Origin of the sequence: Dolichospermum sp. FACHB-1250 (assembly GCF_014696335.1) — a bacterium.
Lineage (GTDB): Bacteria > Cyanobacteriota > Cyanobacteriia > Cyanobacteriales > Nostocaceae > Dolichospermum > Dolichospermum planctonicum.
Map to the genome: position 1 here is coordinate 52,605 of NZ_JACJPZ010000023.1, position 20,048 is coordinate 72,652.

19 protein-coding genes and 1 rRNA gene are annotated in these 20,048 nt (G+C 37.3%); 14 read left to right on the forward strand and 6 right to left on the reverse strand.

Annotated features, from left to right (window positions below):
- Window positions 1-168: 168 nt before the first annotated feature.
- Together H6F39_RS10355 and H6F39_RS10360 are read left to right on the forward strand one after the other, a co-directional pair.
- A complete protein-coding gene (locus tag H6F39_RS10355; protein ID WP_190396658.1) occupies window positions 169-696 on the forward strand; it encodes a hypothetical protein in 528 nt (175 codons plus the stop codon).
- Between the two features lie 246 nt (window positions 697-942).
- The gene (locus H6F39_RS10360; RefSeq protein ID WP_137906893.1) at window positions 943-1,437 is read left to right on the forward strand and encodes an Rrf2 family transcriptional regulator; all 495 of its coding nucleotides are present in this window, start codon (window positions 943-945) and stop codon (window positions 1,435-1,437) included.
- A gap of 424 nt (window positions 1,438-1,861) precedes the next feature.
- On the opposite strand, the gene H6F39_RS10365 is transcribed toward H6F39_RS10360, so the two are convergent.
- Window positions 1,862-2,659, reverse strand: coding sequence for a sulfite exporter TauE/SafE family protein (locus H6F39_RS10365; protein WP_028091304.1), 798 nt, complete (start codon window positions 2,657-2,659; stop codon window positions 1,862-1,864).
- A gap of 386 nt (window positions 2,660-3,045) precedes the next feature.
- Between H6F39_RS10365 and H6F39_RS10370 the strand changes: the two genes are divergently transcribed.
- The 4 genes from H6F39_RS10370 to H6F39_RS10385 all read left to right on the forward strand — a co-directional run bounded on the left by H6F39_RS10370 (window position 3,046) and on the right by H6F39_RS10385 (window position 6,692).
- Window positions 3,046-3,882, forward strand: coding sequence for a sulfite exporter TauE/SafE family protein (locus H6F39_RS10370; RefSeq protein WP_137906895.1), 837 nt, complete (start codon window positions 3,046-3,048; stop codon window positions 3,880-3,882).
- 2 nt (window positions 3,883-3,884) lie between these two features.
- Entirely contained in the window at window positions 3,885-4,439 is a 555-nt protein-coding gene (locus H6F39_RS10375; protein WP_137906896.1) for a DUF1634 domain-containing protein, read from the forward strand.
- A 257-nt stretch (window positions 4,440-4,696) separates the two neighbouring features.
- Window positions 4,697-5,818: a ferrochelatase gene (locus H6F39_RS10380; RefSeq protein WP_137906897.1), complete on the forward strand. Its 1,122-nt coding sequence runs from the start codon at window positions 4,697-4,699 to the stop codon at window positions 5,816-5,818.
- A gap of 505 nt (window positions 5,819-6,323) precedes the next feature.
- The gene (locus H6F39_RS10385; protein WP_190396659.1) at window positions 6,324-6,692 is read left to right on the forward strand and encodes a hypothetical protein; all 369 of its coding nucleotides are present in this window, start codon (window positions 6,324-6,326) and stop codon (window positions 6,690-6,692) included.
- 4 nt (window positions 6,693-6,696) lie between these two features.
- Here H6F39_RS10385 and cobT read toward each other — a convergent pair whose 3' ends face one another.
- A complete protein-coding gene (cobT, locus tag H6F39_RS10390) occupies window positions 6,697-7,812 on the reverse strand; it encodes a nicotinate mononucleotide-dependent phosphoribosyltransferase CobT (protein WP_190396660.1) in 1,116 nt (371 codons plus the stop codon).
- On the reverse strand, window positions 7,805-8,515 hold the full coding sequence (locus tag H6F39_RS10395) for a DUF2232 domain-containing protein (protein WP_137906900.1): 711 nt from the start codon (window positions 8,513-8,515) through the stop codon (window positions 7,805-7,807). Before H6F39_RS10395 ends, cobT begins: the two co-directional genes overlap by 8 nt.
- A 334-nt stretch (window positions 8,516-8,849) precedes the next feature.
- Between H6F39_RS10395 and H6F39_RS10400 the strand changes: the two genes are divergently transcribed.
- Window positions 8,850-12,482 (forward strand): hypothetical protein, encoded by a 3,633-nt coding sequence (locus H6F39_RS10400; RefSeq protein ID WP_137906901.1) that lies wholly within the window; start codon window positions 8,850-8,852, stop codon window positions 12,480-12,482.
- Between the two features lie 197 nt (window positions 12,483-12,679).
- Window positions 12,680-13,453 (forward strand): Tic22 family protein, encoded by a 774-nt coding sequence (locus H6F39_RS10405; protein ID WP_137906903.1) that lies wholly within the window; start codon window positions 12,680-12,682, stop codon window positions 13,451-13,453.
- Between the two features lie 17 nt (window positions 13,454-13,470).
- On the opposite strand, the gene H6F39_RS10410 is transcribed toward H6F39_RS10405, so the two are convergent.
- A complete protein-coding gene (locus H6F39_RS10410; protein WP_137906904.1) occupies window positions 13,471-13,653 on the reverse strand; it encodes a hypothetical protein in 183 nt (60 codons plus the stop codon).
- 42 nt (window positions 13,654-13,695) lie between these two features.
- Between H6F39_RS10410 and prmC the strand changes: the two genes are divergently transcribed.
- Window positions 13,696-14,595 (forward strand): peptide chain release factor N(5)-glutamine methyltransferase, encoded by a 900-nt coding sequence (gene prmC / locus H6F39_RS10415; protein WP_137906905.1) that lies wholly within the window; start codon window positions 13,696-13,698, stop codon window positions 14,593-14,595.
- Window positions 14,596-14,678: 83 nt separating this feature from the next.
- Here the strand turns inward: prmC and H6F39_RS10420 are convergent, their stop codons facing one another.
- On the reverse strand, window positions 14,679-15,182 hold the full coding sequence (locus H6F39_RS10420; protein WP_190396661.1) for a hypothetical protein: 504 nt from the start codon (window positions 15,180-15,182) through the stop codon (window positions 14,679-14,681).
- Between the two features lie 134 nt (window positions 15,183-15,316).
- On the opposite strand from H6F39_RS10420, the gene H6F39_RS10425 reads away from it, so the two are divergent.
- Together H6F39_RS10425 and H6F39_RS10430 are read left to right on the forward strand one after the other, a co-directional pair.
- Window positions 15,317-15,904, forward strand: coding sequence for an L-threonylcarbamoyladenylate synthase (locus H6F39_RS10425; protein ID WP_137906907.1), 588 nt, complete (start codon window positions 15,317-15,319; stop codon window positions 15,902-15,904).
- The gene (locus tag H6F39_RS10430; RefSeq protein WP_306420173.1) at window positions 15,888-16,781 is read left to right on the forward strand and encodes a sensor histidine kinase KdpD; all 894 of its coding nucleotides are present in this window, start codon (window positions 15,888-15,890) and stop codon (window positions 16,779-16,781) included. Before H6F39_RS10425 ends, H6F39_RS10430 begins: the two co-directional genes overlap by 17 nt.
- Before the next feature lie 149 nt (window positions 16,782-16,930).
- On the opposite strand, the gene H6F39_RS10435 is transcribed toward H6F39_RS10430, so the two are convergent.
- Window positions 16,931-17,719: a DUF1868 domain-containing protein gene (locus H6F39_RS10435; protein ID WP_190396662.1), complete on the reverse strand. Its 789-nt coding sequence runs from the start codon at window positions 17,717-17,719 to the stop codon at window positions 16,931-16,933.
- An 82-nt stretch (window positions 17,720-17,801) separates the two neighbouring features.
- Here H6F39_RS10435 and holA point away from each other — a divergent pair, with 82 nt between their 5' ends.
- The 3 genes from holA to H6F39_RS10450 form a co-directional block, all read left to right on the forward strand.
- Window positions 17,802-18,788 (forward strand): DNA polymerase III subunit delta, encoded by a 987-nt coding sequence (holA, locus tag H6F39_RS10440; RefSeq protein WP_137906908.1) that lies wholly within the window; start codon window positions 17,802-17,804, stop codon window positions 18,786-18,788.
- 229 nt (window positions 18,789-19,017) lie between these two features.
- Window positions 19,018-19,500, forward strand: a complete 483-nt coding sequence (locus tag H6F39_RS10445; protein ID WP_137906909.1) for a DUF4168 domain-containing protein — start codon at window positions 19,018-19,020, stop codon at window positions 19,498-19,500.
- Between the two features lie 436 nt (window positions 19,501-19,936).
- Window positions 19,937-20,048: ribosomal RNA gene (locus H6F39_RS10450) — 16S ribosomal RNA — on the forward strand; the annotation flags it as partial.

Below are 20,048 nucleotides of genomic sequence, written 5' to 3' on the forward strand. Positions count from 1 at the left end.
ATGCGGGCAAGATGCCCGCACCACAAGATTTTAATATGTTTATGACTGTACTTCAGAATATCGGGAACTACTGTAAAAAATAAGACTAAGAATTAAACCAGGGAATAAATTCCCTATTTCATAGCGAAATTTCATAGCGAAAGTGGGTTGTTATTTCCTGGGGTATTAATGTATTTGCGAACTGCTGAAGGTACAGATGCTTTAGCGTGCATAAATAAGGAAGGTAAAAGCGTTACTCAATCGCAAATGAGAATATTAAGAGTTGCTAGATGTAACCGGGATACACCCCCCTTAAAAAGACATCCCCAAAACCATGAAATTGTCTCTCAAGGGGCTGATTTAATCTTAGAACAGCAAAACTCAACGGGAGGACAATTGGGAAGTCCTAAAAGTGCAAGATATCGCACCTATTATAAATTAGATGCTTATATTAAAAGAACGGAAACACCGTTATTTCCATCAGGAGAAGATTGGCAAAATTTGAAAAAAGCTGTTGAGGAAATCTATCTTTATCCTTTAAAAGAAACCACAGTGATTAAAATTAATCGTCAGTTGAAAAGTGGAATTACAGATGAACAATTAGCGACAATGATTGTCTCTTTACGTGATAATAATTCTTTGTGTATTATTCATCCTGAAGATGTACAGCAGGAAGCGCGGATTATTTGTTCATTAGGGTTATTTTCAGTACCTTAATCTTGTCCCCAGTTTCCGACTCAGAGTGGTATTTAGAGGCTGTAATTCGCCTACAGAGTGTAGAAATCAGGAATTTAACTGGTTAATAACCGCAATATCGAATAGCTGTAACCAATTTTCAGAATTTTGTCCATAATCACCATAATTCCGATAGAGTTGTGATATTTTACTTATTATAGGTGTGATACCATCACATCTGACACTTAAATAACAATGAATTGCGGTTAAACCCCTATAAATCTATCAATGTACAGTAGTAATCTGAGTAGTCATCTGAATACAGATTGGAATAGCCAAAACTATGCTCTTCTGGAGCTTTCTGCAAAAGTAGAATACGCACTCCTAGCACTGTTAGAACTAGCCAAGCATCATGATAAAAAAGTTCCTCTGACCATAAACGAGATAGCAGCCAAACAACCCATACCAGAACGCTATCTGGAACAAATTCTCGCTCAATTGCGACGTGCGGGTATCGTACAGAGTCAACGCGGCTCTAAAGGGGGTTTTGTGTTAATGAATGACCCGTGGCAAATTACTGTACTGGAAATTGTCACTTTGGTGGAGGGGGAACGAAAGGAAAAAGAAAGCACTGAGAGATACACCCTAGAGAAAGCTTTGATTTTAGAAATCTGGGCAAAAGCTAATACTGCCTCAATAGAGGTTTTACGTGGCTATACACTCCAGGATTTGTACCAGGAAACAGAGACTCGCAGCCAAAATAGTCCCATGTATTACATTTAGCAAGAGGTGATAAAAATCAATGGTTAACTAAATTTTGAAACTTTCATCATTACTAATATTAACAATTACTCCGTCATCTTCTGCATTTTGATTGCCATCATTTTTTTAGCAAAGCTAACAAACAAATAAGTGAGTTGGCGTGAAAAATTGTCTTTATAGCACGGTTGCTTGAGTAAAGAGGTTTTCAGCGATTTTACATCTGTTTACAGAGGTTGGTTTTTTCATGCCAACTTACTGTTACAGCAAGTTCAGATTGAGTGAGGTATACTTTATGCGGGCAAGATGCCCGCACCACAAGAGTTTTATCATTGGTAAGGTGCGTCAGATATCAAGAATCTGTTTATTTGCAGGATTTATGCAGTAGCAAAGCACCCTACAACTTGTACTTTAAAGACAAATTAAAATGTAGAGAGACGAGGAGTAATTATGTTTGTGCAACTAATTTCCAACTTACCATCATTAAAATTCCATAAATAGTAAATCTTAGTGGACTCAGAGGGATAATCTCACAAAGTTTCGCACCGATAATCACTCCGGGAACAGAACCTATCCAAATTGGGATTACTAAATTTAAATCAACAGTTCCCAATGTCAGATGTCCCAAAGATGTAAATATTAATAAAATTGCTGCTTGAGTAATATCTGTACCCACTAATTTACGGGCTTCTAACCGGAAAAATGTCATCAAAACCAGCGCAAAAATAGAACCTGATGAAACGCTGGTCATACCCACACAGAAACCTAAAATTCCACCAATAATTACGGTAATCAAACGTCCTTTATTGGTGTTTACATTTAATTGTGGCAGTTCGGGTAAATTGATTTTGGGAAAAAAAGTCACTAAAAACATTTGTATTAATGCTGTCAATGTGACTATAACAATCATTACTCCTAATAACCGTAGCAACAGGCTATCTATGTGATGTTCTCCAGTCTTTCTCAGTTGGTATAAAACTGCTACACCCAGCAATGAACCAGAAACGCTACCCATTGCCAGCCATTTAACTAAATCTACATCAATGGTTTTTTGTTGCCAGTGTTTCCAACTCCCTACTACTTTCATTAATGTAGCAGCTACAACATCAGAACTGATAGCAATAGAAGGCGGTACGTGAAAGAAAAAAATCAACATAGGAGTGATCAAAGACGCTCCACCTATTCCTGTTATACCAACAATCATGCCAATAAAAAAGCTAAAAATGGGTAATAATAAGTAGTCCATATTCCTATTTAATAGTGTGTTTTAGTTGTGACGTGAAAATATTCAAGGATCACTTTTTCTATTTGGTGAACATCCATGGTGTGATTTTTCAAATTTGCATAAAATACTAAAACCAGATTGATTTACCGTAGTTTAACATTAAACTTATCAAAAGTCTAGTGTCAGTCTCTATAAATTAATCCATATTTTTATGATGATATTGCATAGTAGAGATGATCATAGAAACTACAGTTATGTGGGATTGTATTCTTCATAAAACTAAATAAATAGTCAATTGAAAAAATATGATATTCTCAATTTTGTAGCCTAATAAAAAGACGAAATTTATAGCTGTCTTATGGGTATACCAGTCTTGAGAAAATAGATTGAAAAAAGAGGGCCTAAAATTGAGCATACTAGCATTTTCTTTACTAGTTTGGCTGGGTTCATTTAGCGCCGGCCTAGTAGGTGCATTAACGGGTTTAGGTGGTGGAGTTGTCATAGTTCCATTATTAACTTCCGTCTTTGGTGTTGATATTCGCTATGCGGTTGGTGCATCATTAGTGTCAGTAATTGCCACATCCTTAGGTTCAGCTTCTACATACATTAAAAAAGGCTACGCCAATTTACGCTTAGGAATGTTCCTGGAAGTAGCCACCACTATTGGCGCACTTATTGGTGCTTTACTGACAGTCCACGTACCAGTAAAAATACTATGCTTAATTTTAGCAATTGTGCTAATTTATTCAGCATATCTGTCTCAACGACCCAGACCAGAACAAACAGAAATTATTGCACCAGATCCTTTAGCAGAATATCTGCAACTTAATGGTACTTACCCCAGTCATGACCGTGTAATACCCTATCAGGTCTATGCTTTACCTGCTGGGTTCAGTATTATGTTAGTAGCAGGAATGCTTTCCGGTTTATTGGGAATTGGTTCGGGAGCATTCAAAGTATTGGCTATGGACCAAGCCATGGGTCTACCTTTTAAAGTTTCCACCACCACAAGCAATTTTATGATTGGTGTCACAGCTGCAGCTTCTTCTGGTGTTTATTTAACCCATGGATATATAGATCCGGGTTTATCCATGCCAGTCATGTTAGGAGTATTACCAGGTGCTTTTTTGGGTGCGAGAATCTTAATGGGTGCTAAAACCCAGATTTTGAGAATTATTTTCAGCTTTGTGTTGGTATTAATGGCATTAAAAATGGTCTACAACAGTCTCATAGGGAGTGTGTGATTATGTATAAATTAAATTCTGGTTTTCGGTGGACTTCCTCAGCACAAATGGAAACAGAATTTGGAAACCTCGCTTTTAAACCGGAGGAAGAAGATTCTGATCTTCAACATTTAAAAGAACAATACCTCACTCACACAGTACAAAATTATCATGATCAAATTGTTAGCAATCAAAAACTGACAAAATCAACAACTGAACAAAAGTTAGAATACTTACTCAGCAAATTACTCATGTACGGAGTTTTAATTGCTAGTTATGTAGTATTATCTGGGGGTATTTTATACTTAATTAATCATGGCTCGGATATTGCTGAATATCAAGTATTTATAGGTACAGAATCTCAATTTCACTCACCAACAGGTGTAGTCAATGCCGCTTTTACGGGTAGTTCTCAGGGAATCATTCAACTAGGACTGTTAATACTAATTGCTGTCCCTATCTTGCGTGTAATTATCTCTTTATTAACGTTTCTGTTAGAGGGAGAATTTATTTATGTAATTATTACCTCATTAGTGCTTGCTAGTCTAACTTACAGCATAGTCGGGGCGTATTACTAATATAACTGGCCTTGAACACATCAAAATATCATACAACTAATTTTAGGAGTTTGAAGTACCAGGGTGTAGAATATGAATTGAGGACAAATCTAGCCTTGGTTTGTACCAAAATCAGCAGTTTGATTGTTCAGATGTGTATTTTTGTGTTGATATTTATCCTATCCCCCTGGATAGGATATCATGCTACGAAGTGAGAGAAATAATCTAGGGACTTTCTAGGGTTCTCTCCTTGTTTTGGTTATCTTGAGGAACTCATTGTGGTTGCAACCCCGGAAAAACTGCACGCTACCCATAGCCACGAGCATCTACCCACTAAAGACCGTGTAGCCGTGTTACTCATGGGCTATGGCGAAGTTGAGAGCTACGAAGATTTTGCTAATTATAACGAACAAGCTTTAAATTTACTGACTGCTAAATTCGCTCCTGTTCCTACTTGGATTTATCCCCCTTTAGCCAAGCTTTTGGCATTATTTGATCGTCATGAATGGGGACACACACACCACGATTTTATCTCGCCACACAATGCCATCTTTGAAAGACAAAGAGCAGGTATTGAACACGAATTACAACATAAATGGGGTAATGGTGTTCAAGTTTTCAAAGCCTTTAACTTTTGCGCTCCTTTTTTACCAAATCAAGTTTTAGCCGAAATTAAAAATCAAGGTTTTAGCAAACTGCTGATTTATCCATTATTGGTGGTTGATTCCATTTTTACCAGCGGTATTGCCATTGAACAAGTGAATAATGCCCTGGTAGAATTAGCTGATGGTGATGAACATTGGATCAAAGCTCAAAGATATATTCCTTCCTTCTATAATGAGCCAAAATATATTGATTTAATGGCGCATTTGGTAGAAGAAAAAATTCATACTGATTTGGCTACAGGTTATTTACCTTCGCAAATTGGTATTATCCTGATGAATCATGGTTGTCCCCACAAAGCCAAAGGCTTTACGTCGGGAATTGATGAAAGTCAAGCCATGTACGAGTTAGTTAGAAACAAGTTAATTAACAATTATCCGTTAATTTCTGTAGGCTGGTTGAATCATGATACTCCATTAATTGAATGGACACAACCAAATGCTACCCAAGCTGCTCAAAATTTGATTCAATTGGGTGCAAAGGTAATTCTATTTATGCCTATTGGTTTTGCAACGGAAAATCATGAAACTTTGTTAGATGTTCACCACATTATTCATGATTTGGAAAAACAACATCCAGATGTAGATTATTTACAAATGGCTTGTGTGAATGATCATCCCCAATTTTTAGCTATGGCTGCTGAATGGGCAAATGTACATATTGCCGAGTTAATGGCAACAGAAGGAATGGCTGTTAATTCACATTCAGCTATTACTCATCATCACCATCATCATTAGCAATTAGGGCGGTGAGAAATCGCATCTACACAAACAAAACCCACTTAGGTGGGTTGAAAATATTGAATTTTTTATTAGTCCACACAGGTGGACTTTTTTTCTACCTCTTCTCGTTGCGTAAGTTCTGTTATTGCATCATTATGTATGGTTAATACCACACCGCGCTATTTTCAAGTTAAACAAGTTAAACTTGTAGCAACACAATTTATAGCTAAGGCTGCATTCAATGTTTGTTAATGCGATCGCTTATTTCTCACAAGAGAGATTGAATATATTTATCTTCAAAATTTACCTATCTTAATTGATTCTTTGACTGCTCAATTTTATGCTAGGCTGTTAATTACCACTAGATTAACTTATCAATATTATTGATTTATCTCTATAGTTACTAAAAATCATTCCCATCAGCCAAAAAGTCATGAAAAGTTAAATGATCCATAAGTATAGCTAAAATCGTCAGTAAAGTGAATAACATAGATCAAATATTTTTCGATGTAGGTCTTAAATGGAATCACTAGAAAAACAAATTCTCACCTTAACCCAGAAAGTTAATGCCATCTATGAAATAATTGCCAAGCTGGATATGCGGCTATCCCAAGCCTTGTCAGATTCGTCTTTGGAGAAATTACCAGCCATAGAACATTATCTAGAAAAGAAACAGCCTCAAGGGTATAAGTCCAAAGAATTGGAGCATAAATTGGAGCATAAAGATGTTTTAACAGATTCTATGATCTATCCAGACATAAATTATCAAGCCAGAGATAGACAAATAACCCCAGAAATTCAAATTCAACGGTTAACAACCCAGTTAACCGCAGCCTATCACCGCATTGCAGCCCTAGAAGAACAGTTACTTAGACAGAGGATTTCTTAGTTTCTTACTTAGTTTCTTGGTTGCTGCTAAGTTTTTCTATTTCCGCTTCTATAGCCGCTAACAGTTGATTTTGCTGCCAATTTTGACTTAAGGAAGCAGCAATACAGGCCGCACCAGCACCAACACCTTCTTTCACAAAACCCCTTTCATAAGCTTGAAGTTGGGGATATCGAGAATTAGCAAAACTCAATTTTGTTGCTAATAAGGGAGGAATGCTGTTTTTACTGAAACTCTGGGCTAGATCAATTGTTGCACCGGTAGGATCTTCCGCTACCCAGCGGGTTGTACCAATGACAATTTCTGCGGGTTTCCAGGATAAAGAGTATGTGTGGGCGATCGCTTGAATTAAAGCATAGACCGCCAACATCTGCGTACCCCCACCCAATAATACCCCACAACTTCGACTAGCAGCGATCGCCATTCCTGCTACTACCACTTGCATTGGATCTCCTACCGCTGCTACAAGTTCTAAAGGATCTACTGAGGAAGATATTTTTAATTTTGCTAATCCAGTCTGTACTAAATCCCATTTTTGCTTATGATTACACACAGCATGACTACTATTAACCTTATCAACCGCATCAATACCCAACCCCGTTAAAATAGCTAAAGCTGTTGTTGTTCCCCCGACGACGCACTCACTTAAAATTAAATAACTATTAGCAGCATCATAACTTAATTGAGAACCCCAGCGTAATCCCTCTGTTAACAATTGTTTAACCGTAGCTATATCCATAGCCGCACCCTGACTTAAACACCTGGCGGCCATACCACCTAAATCTATTAATGGTACTGGTGGAATATGTAACAATCCCGCATTAAACAGGTAAACAGGGATGTGTAAATTAGCCACCACCGCCCGGGAAATCAGCACAGGAGAGGCACCCGAAGTCAAGGGAGGGAGGGGATACTTAGGGTAATATTCAGGGCCGTAATAGAGAAATTCTGCATCAGCGCAAGCCGTATATTGGCGGTCTTCTGGAGTTAAACCAGCCGCAGAAATACCAGGAATTAAACCAGTTTCCGTAAATCCTAAAATACAAGCAAATATTGGTAATTTACCTCGATAGCGATGAAGCCATGCTTCCCCAAGAGATACCTGTGTGTATATATTAATCATAATCCATTAAGACCTGTATCCAACGTGGTGGCCGGGGAATAGAATTACCAATAGCGTCCAAAAGTAACCAAGCGACAAGGTGAACTATAAATAAGTAAATAAAATTATTAATGAGAATTAAAGCGATCGCTCCTAATTGAATTAACAATAAATTGGGCGTTGTCAATAATTCCAAGTGTAAAAAAATCCAATCAATAATTGCCGTTACTTGGTTAATTACATAAACCCACAGGTCTTCACCGGATAACAGGGATAAAAACCACAGTCGGAAAAACACGCCTAAAGTCCCCAGCAAAGTCCCTAAAATGATAGAAACAATCCACGGTACACGACGATGCCAAGTAGCCCCTAATAGCACACCCATAAAGGCAAAAGGCATAACAAATAACAAACTGCGAACAGGTCCCATTAACACAGCTAATAGTAAACCAGAAGTCACTGCGGCCATCCAAGCTGCACGTTTCCCCCAACGTAAATATACTAAAGCGATGGGTATAGGAAAAAGTACCCGCAATACTGGACCTAGAGGAAAGTAAAAATTAATAAACCAAATTAAACTCGCCGTACTGGCTAAAAAAGCCGTTTCTACCATTTTTAACGGACTATCAACATTGAGAGATTGATACTGTAATTGGCTTTGGGTAGGAGATGCAAGAGATGGATCTGCCTCTGGTTCTTCTGGTAGGGAATCAACAATACTCATGGGGAGGTAATTAAATTAAACTATGGTTTTGCCAAAGCTGGTCGGGAATACTTGTATGTACGGCTTTTTACTTATCCAGATTTTAGGGGTAATTGATCAATTGCCTCATGTTAATATAGCGCACAAACCTCCTATAGAATTGGTATTTTACTGTTAGCGTTTCACTAGATTAAATATCACAAAAATTCAGCAATTATGGCATAATTGTCAAGGAATCAGCAGACCCGTACTAGCTTTGACAATGAATGTATAATAAAGGAATTTTCAGCTAACCAACTTCCGTAATTGTCAAGCTTTACACATTAACGTCCAATTTTAACTCAGGTAAATTAACGTGACTTCCCATACTGATGAAATTCAGCAACTAATTGCAGATATTGATCACTTACTGTCCCACAGTGGTAAAGGTCTTTCTAAATTCCTATCTAACCAAAGACAAAGGGAAAAAGAGATTTTACAACGAGTGCATGACTTTTTAGTTCAACTCAGCGAGCATCAAGTACAAGAGGATGAAATCCCAGCCGAAACAACTCAACCATCTCCCACACAACCATTATCATCCCTGTTGACGCAATTTAACCAACAGAGTCATCCCCCTTTCGTCTTTGAGTCTACTTTAAGCGCATCAGAGGCAAGTAAGATTTCAACTGTAGAAATTAAACAAGAACTGACGGTTTTACTTCAGCCCTTACAAGCGGAATTATCAAGGCTCTTAGCAGAAAGAGCCAGTTTGATACAGGAAATTAGACAATTAGAACAAAAGCAATTGCAAAACCCTTCTTTCAGTCAGCAGTTCGCAAACCAAGAGCAGATCATTTCTCAATTCCTAGAAGTCCTCATGGGTCGCTTGGACGCGCATTTAAAATTAAACGCTAGTCCTATAATTAATCCTAATCAACAGAATTTAGAAGCTATTACTGCTGCTATACAACCTATTTTGGAATCAGCAGAACGGGTAGAACAGTTAGCGAATTTAGCACGTAATTTAGATCAACGTTTGCTTTCCTTAGATGGAACTGTAAATATTGTTTTTGAGGCTTTAGAACACAATATTAACACCTATTATCATTCCCTGTCCCAAGCACTAGCAAAAATGCACGGTCAGGGGATGCAAGGTGAACAGTTAATGGCAAATTTCCTGAATAATTTAACTCAATATTTACAACAGCAATCCCTAATTAGTGAGCCGTTGGTTTCTAGTGTGAACCCGGAAATAGCTGAGTATCCAGGTTGGGAAGAATTAAAAAAATTGCAAGATTTGTCTGGAGAAACTTCCCATGGGAAAATAACACCAGTTACTTTGGAAACAGAGTTATTACAGGAACAACCAAAATCTGTAAAGGAGTTAGAGTTAACAAGTTCTGATCAAGTAGATGATCTTTATGCAAGTTTCTTTAATACTGAAATTTCTTCACCACTAAATTTATCATTTTATCATGATCCTGTTCTCGAAGAAGATGGCAATTTATCCACTGCTTCTGAAGTTGTTAGTGAAGTTGTTAGTAATGATTTATTAACACCTTCTATATCAGCAGAAGCACAAGAAGATTTGCTTTCAATTCCAAGCATTAGGGGTGAATCACAAGATGCTCAGAACTACAATTACCAAACAATAATTTCCCATACTCCTAAAGAGGGTAAAGCAACAATTGAATTAGAAGAAAATAGTGCCGATACAATTACAGTTTTAACTGATTTGTTGATTGATACTAGTAATGAAGAAATCCTCTCGGAATCATCAAAAGATATTTCTGTGGTAATATTATCACCAAGTACAGAATATGAAAATCAGGATTTGGGTTTTGATAACTATTTTTCCGCTGCTTCAGAGCGAGATTTACTATCTTTGTTAGATAATTTTGATCTACCATTAGATTATGTAGATTATGATCAGGAATCTGCAACTAATTTAGATAATGAAATTCCTAGTCAGTTCGTAGATTTAAGTTCAATAACTGTAACAAACATAGAAGATAAAAAAGAAGATTTTTTCCAATCTCCAATTACTAGTCAGCAATCTCCAATCACTGCTATTCAACCTTCAATTACCAATGGTGGAAATAATGATCTTCTACCAGAAGATACTTTAAATTCTACTTGGTATTTAGGAATTGATGTAGGAACCACCGGAATTTCTGCGGCTTTATTAAATCACTCCAAATTAGTAGTTTATCCAATTTATTGGTCAGCAGAAAACCCAAATAGCAATACTGATTTTCAGCAATCATTCCGGTTACCTGCTGAAGTTTATTTACCTACAAATGCAGCTACTAATCAAGAAAAAAGCGGAGAAACAGCCTTTCCCCAATCATCAGTTCCCTATCATCTTTATTCAGCACAATTAAAGCCTTATTTACAAATAGCAGTTCCCTACCAGCAAGCAGGCCAAAAATGGGAACCAATGTTACAATTAAATGAATTTTCCGCAGGTCCATTGATTTGGATCATTAGATCCCTCTCGAAACTACTCTTAACTTTGAGGTCTAGTCAAACTAGCACCACACCCGCTTTAATTGCTAATGCTGTGGGTATGAATACACAAACTTTCTCTAAAGTGATTAAAAATATCAGCGGTGTAATTTGTACCTGTCCTGCTAATTGGAGCGAACAATATCGCTTTAATATTCGGGAAGCCATTCTTACCAGTCAACTTGTCTCCCATCCCCAACAAATCTTTTTTGTCGAGGAAGCGATCGCCACTCTACTACCAGAATTAGATAGTGTCAATGGCCAATCTATCCAAATTAGCGAAAATCAGGGTTTACAACCCTTAAAAATTAGTGATTATCCCGTGATGGGTAACACTTTAGCCATCAACATTGGCGCAATATCTACAGAAATGGCACTGGTAGATATACCTGCAAATTTGGGAGAATTAACACACAAAGATTTCATGCTTCACAGTTTTGCCTATTCCGGGAAGGGCATCGAACAAGATATTATCTGTCAGTTACTACTACCACCAAAATCCCGTCAACCTCGCCAAGCTGGACAAGACCATCATGAATCTGCTAATATTGATCCTTGGCATTGGCAACCGTCAATCCCTGGTTTAGACGAAATGCAATTTTCTAATTTAAGTTTAGAAGCATTGACATTACCTAAAGTGGGAGAACCAGATACACAAACGCGGATTCGTCTCCAGCAGTATCTAGAAAGTTCCGTTCTGGGACAAGCTTTATTAGACGCCGCTTTGGCCTTAAAGTTGATTTTACAGCATCAAGAAACCTTTACCCTAGAATTTGCTGATCAGAGTTGGACATTACAACGCCGAGATTTAGAAAGTCAAGTTTTTGTCCCCTTTGTCCGTCGTCTGAACCGAGAATTGAATAAATTATTAGTAGCCCGTGGTATTCCCACCGAAGCTATTAATCAAGTTATTATTGGCGGTGGTGTAGCGGGTGTGGGTACTATTAACCGTTGGTTGCGGCAAAAACTGCCCAATGCTAAGATTATTCAAGACTTATATCTTGGTGAAAATGGTACTCCCAATTGTAGTCGGGTGGCATTAGGTTTAGTCATGTTACCTTTACATCCCCAAGTTCTAGACATACCTAAGCAACAATACACAGATTATTTCTTATTTTCTGAATTGCTGAAACTATTACCCGAACGTTCTTTATCTTTTGGTGAAGTCTTGCAGTTATTTGAAAATCGTGGTATCAATACCCGTATCTGTCAACAACGATTATTAGCTTTCCTGGAAGGTGAACTACCCCCAGGTTTAATTCCCACTGCTACAGACAACCTTTGGCTGACTGATAACTCCCAACAAAATCCTGACTACAACGCTATAGCTTCTCTGTCTTCCGGTATATCACCTCTATTTGAAAAACAGGGTAATCTTTCCTATCGTCCCAATTCTCAACAAGTCCAGTTATTAGTACGTTATTTAGATAACATAAAATCCAGTACCGTTCAATCCCTGGAAGAACCTTATAGTTATCTTTTGTACAGTCAGGTGTAAAAGATAGGTAATGGGTAATGGGTAATGGGTAATGGGTAATTGGTAATGGGTAATTGGTAATGGGTAATGGGTAATGGGTAATGGGTAATTGGTAATGGGTCTTATAAAACATTACTAAAACTGATTAATGTATATAAATACGACAATAAGTTGTATATTTGTTGACATTAATTAAATTATTAAAGTGAGGAGTAATCATGAAATCATTAGTTCGTTGGGGCGTAACTTTAGGTATTGCGGGGAGTGTGATATTTGCGGGAATATCAGGAATAAATAACTCGCAAGCATTAGCGTTACCACAGGAGCAAGTAGTAAAAGCCTTACAAGAAGTACCAGTATTTACACTGGCTAATCCTCAAGGTGAATTTGTAGTTATTTCCAGAAAAAATCAATCCAAAACTATTTCCCAAATAGGCTTTTTTATTAGTAAGCAAGATGCTCAAAAATTCCTCGAAGGTAAGCTGAAAAAAGAAAATCCTCAGTTAGCAAGCACTATCCAGGTTAGATCTGTTTCTTTAGCAGGTTACTATAACCTGGTGTTAGAAAATAAAAAGAAAAAAGATTCCGGGGTAATTTTTACCTTAGTACCCACAAAACAACAAGTTGACTCAGCTAAAAGTATTTTGAATTCCAGTGGGAAACCTGTTCAGCAATTTAATGGTATTCCTTTATTTGTGCCGAAATTTAAGCAGGGAAACAACTATTTGACAATTCCCGTTTCCCAAAGTAATGAACGTTACATTCCCTTCTATTTCGATAAAGAACAAGCAGTGGCGCTTTTAGAAGCCTTCAAAAAAGCTAAACCACAGGAAGCAGCAAATACAGAAATTCAAGTAGTAGATTTAGATGGAGTGATTAAAATACTGACTGAAAGCAAAGATCCCAACACTAGTAAAATTTTCTTGTTTCCCTCACGAGAGTCCATAGAATTTATTCGTTCTCTACCTCCAAACCAACAAAAGAAAAAATAATCCCCAACCCAGAATCACTATAACCGTCTTTGATAAATTGGAGTATAAAAAACCAAAGATTTGTAATGGTTGACTAATTTACCCCATTGTGTATTAGAAATCATAAGATATGGTTTTTTCCACTGAATACCCACAGAAAACCTCTGATCTCCAACTTTGCGTCTTTGCTCCTTAGCGTCTTGGCGCGAAATATAACTCATACTACCATAAACACCAAATTACCTTTACCCGCCATAATCAGTATGTTAGAGCTAAATCAAATAGTTTCTGGTTTAGAACTTTGGCAGTGGCGCAATGCCTCTATTCAAGCCGCTACAGCATCGGATATACCTCCAATGGAAGTAGACTGGCTATTACAAACAATTACGAATTTAGACAGATTGGCACTGCGTTTGGAAAATTTCAAGAATTGGGATCAAATCCCCATACAATTGTCTTTAACAGAATTAGAGCAATTGTGGCAAAAGCGATTAAATGATCGTTTACCAGTCCAGTATATAGCAGGTATGACATCTTGGCGCAAGTTTCAACTCACGGTTAACCAAGGAGTCTTAATTCCCAGACCAGAAACAGAAATGTTAATTGATCTAGCGATCACTGCTGGTGATGATAACATGAGAGCAGGACACTGGGCGGATTTGGGAACTGGTAGCGGAGCGATCGCTTTTTCCATAGCCGAGGTATTGACAAATGCCACAATTCATGCCGTAGATATTAGTTCCGCAGCCTTAACCGTAGCCCAAACCAATGCTAAAAATTTAGGTTTTGGGGAACGGATTCAATTTTATCACGGTTCTTGGTGGCAACCCTTGGAATTTCTCAAAGGTCAATTTAGTTGTATGATATCAAACCCGCCATATATTCCCAGTGATACTGTCCTCACTTTACAACCGGAAGTAGTTAAACACGAGCCACATTTAGCTTTAGACGGTGGTGCAGATGGTTTAGACCATATTCGTCATTTAATCACAGTTTCCCCCGATTATTTGCGTCCTGGTGGCGTTTGGTTGGTGGAAATGATGGCGGGACAGGCAGAAACCGTGGCAGAATTGTTAGAAAATCATGGTAGTTATAGCAATATTTCCATTCATGCTGATTTAGCTGGAATTGAGCGTTTTGCTGTAGCTCGTAAAAATCTCTAAATCATGGATTAGAAGCTTAATGGGTTTTAGGATGTTATTCGACGATTAAAATTGCTGGTATGTATATTGAGAGTCAGAACAGCTTAACGGCTAACTTCAACTGGTTCTGACTCGATTATATTAGTTTCTTCTGCTATTTTATAGGTAACAATCGCTTTAACTTTATCACTACCTATATAACCGCTTTTATTAGTCAACTGCAAAACCACCTCAGAATTTTCTAAGGGTTTTAACTGGATTTCCTGGGGTGACTGCTGAAAACTTTGTAACTCTTCATTTGATAAATTACGAATTTCTACCTTAGTAACCCTAACAGTTACAGGAGTTAATTGGGGATTTTCTAAACGTAAAAAGACCGAAGCAAAGCCAATATTCCTTTGAGGGTCAATAGGAACACCCAAAGGTGGTAAATTTTCTTCCCTAGCGATAAGAATTACTTTTTTTACTAAAGACTTATTACTATTCATTGTTGGTGCGGGTAAAGAATCAGACTGATAATTAGCATAAGTAGAGAGGAAACCACAAGCAGTTATTGTCTCCACTAAACTCAATAAAATCAGAAACCTGAGCAAAAATTGAATTTTCATTGCTTGCAAAAAAGCTGTGTTAAAAATCAGTCTTACTGAATTAGACTAGAAAAAGGAAAAATTAAAATCTTAAACTTTGCGACTTTGCGACTTTGCGCGAAACACAATTCATACTTTCACTTACAAATATAAATATGACAGAAGTTTCCCTAGAAATCCTGATCAAAGCTGCTAAAGCTGGAAAATTAATCAGTTTCCCCACAGATACAGTCCCCGCATTAGCGACCATACCACAACAAGCAGAATTAATTTATACTGCTAAAAAGCGCAGTTTGGATAAACCATTGATTTTGATGGCGGCCATTGCTGAAGATTTGTGGGATTATGTTCAAGGTAGTCAGATAGAATACCAAATTTGGCAAAAAGTTGTCAATAAATATTGGCCAGGTGCGTTAACTTTAGTTTTACCAGCTAGTGACAAAATTCCCCAAGTGATGAATACTGCTGATTTAACTACCATTGGTATTAGAGTCCCAAATAATAAAGTTGCTCAAATTATTTTGACGGAAACAGGTCCAATGGCTACAACTAGTGCTAATTTATCAGGTCAACCTGCTTTGGAAAAAAAAGCGGAAATAGAATCTCAATTTCCAGAGATTCTGACTTTAGAATCAATAGGATACCAAGGTTTAGGAATCCCTTCCACCGTTGCTAAATGGACAGGGAAAAATTGGCAGATTTTACGACAAGGTAGTATTAAATTAGATGATGATGAATTTTAGTAATTGGTTATATTTAGGAATAGGTATAGGTATAGGTTTATGTTTTTATAAGTTACTTTTAGAATCTTCTGAATCTTCGCCCATTAGTGCTTTAAATGCTTCACAACATCGAGAAACGGAACTTTTGCAAGAATTGAAGCAAACCCAATTAGCATACTATAAAGCCCAGGAAATGAGTCAGTTTAAAGCAGGGTTTTTAGCCAGAATTAGTCATGAATTGCGATCGCCATTGAGTAGTATAATGGGATTACATCAATTAATTTTAGCAGATTTGTGTGAAAATCCCGAAGAAGAGCGGGAATTTATTGGCCAAGCTTATGAAAAATCTCTCAAGTTACTAAAACTACTTGATGAAATTCTGAATATTTCCAAAATAGAATCTGGGAGAAATAAATTAGATATTCACAGTTTTCAATTAGCTGAATTTTTAGAAGAAGTTTATAAATTAACTTATTTATTAGCAGCCAATTGTAATTATCCTTTTACTTTATCACCACCAGATCCAGAAATTTACATTTTCGCAGATTCCCGCTGGCTTAAACAAGTATTAATCAATTTAATAGAGAGTACAATTGAGCATAAGGAAGCAGGTAATATTAATCTTTCTAGTCATTTGTCGTCCACAGGTAATTGTGTTAATATTTGCTTAGATATACCAAGTGATGCTGTAATTATCAGTGAATCTATGGATTTAATGGAAGTGGAAAATCCGATATTTGAAACAAATATAGTTCTGTCACCAGGAATGAAACTTTTACTCAATCAAACCTTAATAGATTTAATGGGAGGAAAGTTAGAAATTTTACCTTTAACGACCAAAAATAAAGCCACAGGACAGTTAACTAGGCTGCAAATATCCATACCTTTAACGAATTAGCTGGTGTTTGTTTTTATACTTAATTTTATCTGACCCCGTATCGGCGTAATCTATTTGTGTAGGAGCAAATTACGTTGGCTTTTTATTTTATCCTAGTCCGCAGCAGCGGACTATGGTTTTATAGTAGCGAATATAATTCGCCCCTAGCTTTAAAAATATAAACTCGGCCAGTCTGGTTGACGATAATAGTGGGTCATATCGTCAAATTTTCGCAATTCCACCTTATTAAGGAGGAAATCTGGGATATTTAATGACAACGACTGATTAAAATCAGAAAATGTATCACTGAGTCTTACCCGGTCTAATTCCGGTGAAATTTCACCAAAATACCCTAAGGTGATATGGGCAGTAAAATGATAATGTTGCTCAATACCTAAGCCCATTAATTTGCGATTTTGATAAATTATCCGCCGAAATTGAATAATTTCCTCATAAGAACGTTTATCCTTGGGTACTAAACACACACCTATAGCTCTAGGCATAACAATTAATCCTAACATTTGCCAAGAGATGGGATTAGATCCATTTGTCATCAACTGTTGATATTGTTGAAACCTCTCAAATAACTGAGAATTTAACTCTTCAGCAAATTGGGGATTTTTTTGACAAGCATGATCAAAAGCGCTGTCCCAAATCAAATCCGCCACTGTCAGATGAAAACTAGCAGCAGGAACGGGTACAATCAAATCACCACTAATGGGTAGGTCTAGTAGTTGCTGTTGATAAGCTTGTATTTGGCTGTAGAAAGCAGCGTTATTTGCATCTTCCTCTGCAGGTGGGGTAATTAGGGTATAACCGGGAAAAGGAGCAGCTTCCCTGACCCCACCATGAACCCTAAATTTAGAAGATTCCTGAATATGCTGAACTTGGGTTTTGTAGGCTTCTGGTAGCGTCATGCGTGCTACCCGGTTTAAATAGGTTTGGTAGTTGTCGTCCAATCTTGATCACCTTGCGCTCTTTTGATAGATTGTAGGGAAAATTACTCGATTTGACTAAATTGATTTGAAATTTTGAATTGCTATGCCAATTTATGTTTATTGGGGTGAAGATGATTTTGCTATGGAAAAAGCCATAGTAATTTTGCGCGAGCGCATTCTTGATCCTCTATGGACAAGTTTTAATTATACTTCATTTCCCCCAGAACAAGCAGATTCTATTGTCCAAGCTTTAAATCAAGTGATGACACCTCCATTTGGTGCAGGTGGTCGTTTTGTCTGGCTGATTAACACAAGTATAAGCCAAAACTGTCCAGATCATATCTTAGCAGAATTACAACGGACTGTTAAAGTCATACCCCCAGATTCCACTTTACTATTGACCAGTCGCAATAAACCAGATGAACGCCTTAAAAGTACAAAACTCCTCAAACAATTTGCCACATTTTGTGAATTTCCTCTCATTCCTGCTTGGAAAACAGAATTATTAGTTCAATCAGTTCAACAAGCGGCTCAAACCGTGGGAGTAAAATTAAATCCTCTAGTCGTCGAACTATTAGCAGAGTCAGTAGGTAATGATACCCGTCTTCTCTACAATGAACTAGAAAAATTACGTCTTTATACCCAAAGTAGTCGCAAACCTTTAGATGTAAATATAGTATCTGAGTTAGTCAGAAATACTACTCAGAATACCTTACAATTGGCAACAGCCATTAGAACTGGAGATACTCCAAAAGCTTTAGGAATCTTAAATGATCTCAGTAATTCAGCTGAACCTGGGCTACGAATAGTTGCCACACTCATTGGTCAATTTCGCACCTGGTTATTGGTGAAAATGATGATGGAAACCGGTGAACGCAACCCGCAAGCGATCGCTCTAGCTGCGGAAGTTACCAACCCTAAACGTATCTATTTTATACAACAAGAAGTAAAATCTCTCCCATTAAAGCAACTCATCTTGGCCTTACCTGTGCTGTTAGAATTGGAAGTAAGCCTCAAACAAGGTGCATCCGAAACTTCAACACTACAAACCAAAGTTATCGAGATGTGTCAAATATGCCACAGTAACTGATATTCCCATCAACATATATACTCAAAATGGTTAAGAATTTTACTTTTTCTGGAGGAAAAACTAGATTTTAAATCTCTCCCTGTCCACAGAGGTTTACTAGGGGGGTTAAATTTTGAGTCATTTGCAGTATTTATTCCATCTTGACCGGAACTTCTGGTTCAGAAAATAATTCAAACCCATTATCATATTCTTGATTTTCTTTCTGTGTCACTTAGTCATCTACTATATTATGATCGAAATTTACAGTCTTCATTTAACCAATCGGTTACACCAAATTCTCTCTCAACCTTTGATTTTGGCAAGTATTACCACTGTAAGTCTGATTTCTGGTACTTTTGGCTTCAATTCCCAAGCAGTCGCTCAAACTTTCAATGTCAACGATACAGAATTAACTAACTATGTAAAAGCTGTATTAGAAATGGAGCCAGTCCGTCAGCAAGCCTTTGAAGAAATCAAAAAAATCATTGGTAGCAAAGACATTCCCCAAGTAATCTGTAATGATCCTACAAGCGTCAATGCACTACCCGGTAAAGCAAAAGATATTGCTGTCAATTACTGCAACCAGTCTCAACAAATAGTGAAAAAGTTTATCCCCGTTGAAAGATTCAATGAAATCACTTTAGAAAAACAAAAAAACACCACCCTACAAAAACAACTTTATAAAGCCTCACTAAATTTACAAAAAACTTCTCCCTCCAAGCCCTCCAAATAAATAATTAACCTCAACTGCTAGGACAGAGTAGCGAAAATTAATGAGCATCAGCGAATATCATAAGCACTGCGTTTAATCCCTTTGCATATGAGTAATTACTTCGCTGAACTGTATTCATTACAAACCACTGCTGGGGTTTTTCATATTCCATAGACAACATCATTGCTTGGACTACCTCAACACAACCTGAATCCCTTATCCCACAAGCATTCAGAAATTAAATTCACCCGATTTAAAAAAAGTTTTGAAAAACCCTTGACAATAACCGGCAGGATTGATATATTGAATAAGTGCCGGGGAGAGAAACAACTCACGGCAACTGAACCGAGAAAAAATAATACTTTGAAAGAATAGATTAAACCAGTCCTCGTCATTAAGATAATTATAGAGGATTCTGAAACTTGAGATAAGTTTTAGAGCGAAAACAAACTCAAACAAAATGGAGAGTTTGATCCTGGCTCAGGATGAACGCTGGCGGTATGCTTAACACATGCAAGTCGAACGGTCTTTTCGGAGACAGTGGCGGACGGGTGAGTAACGCGTAAGAA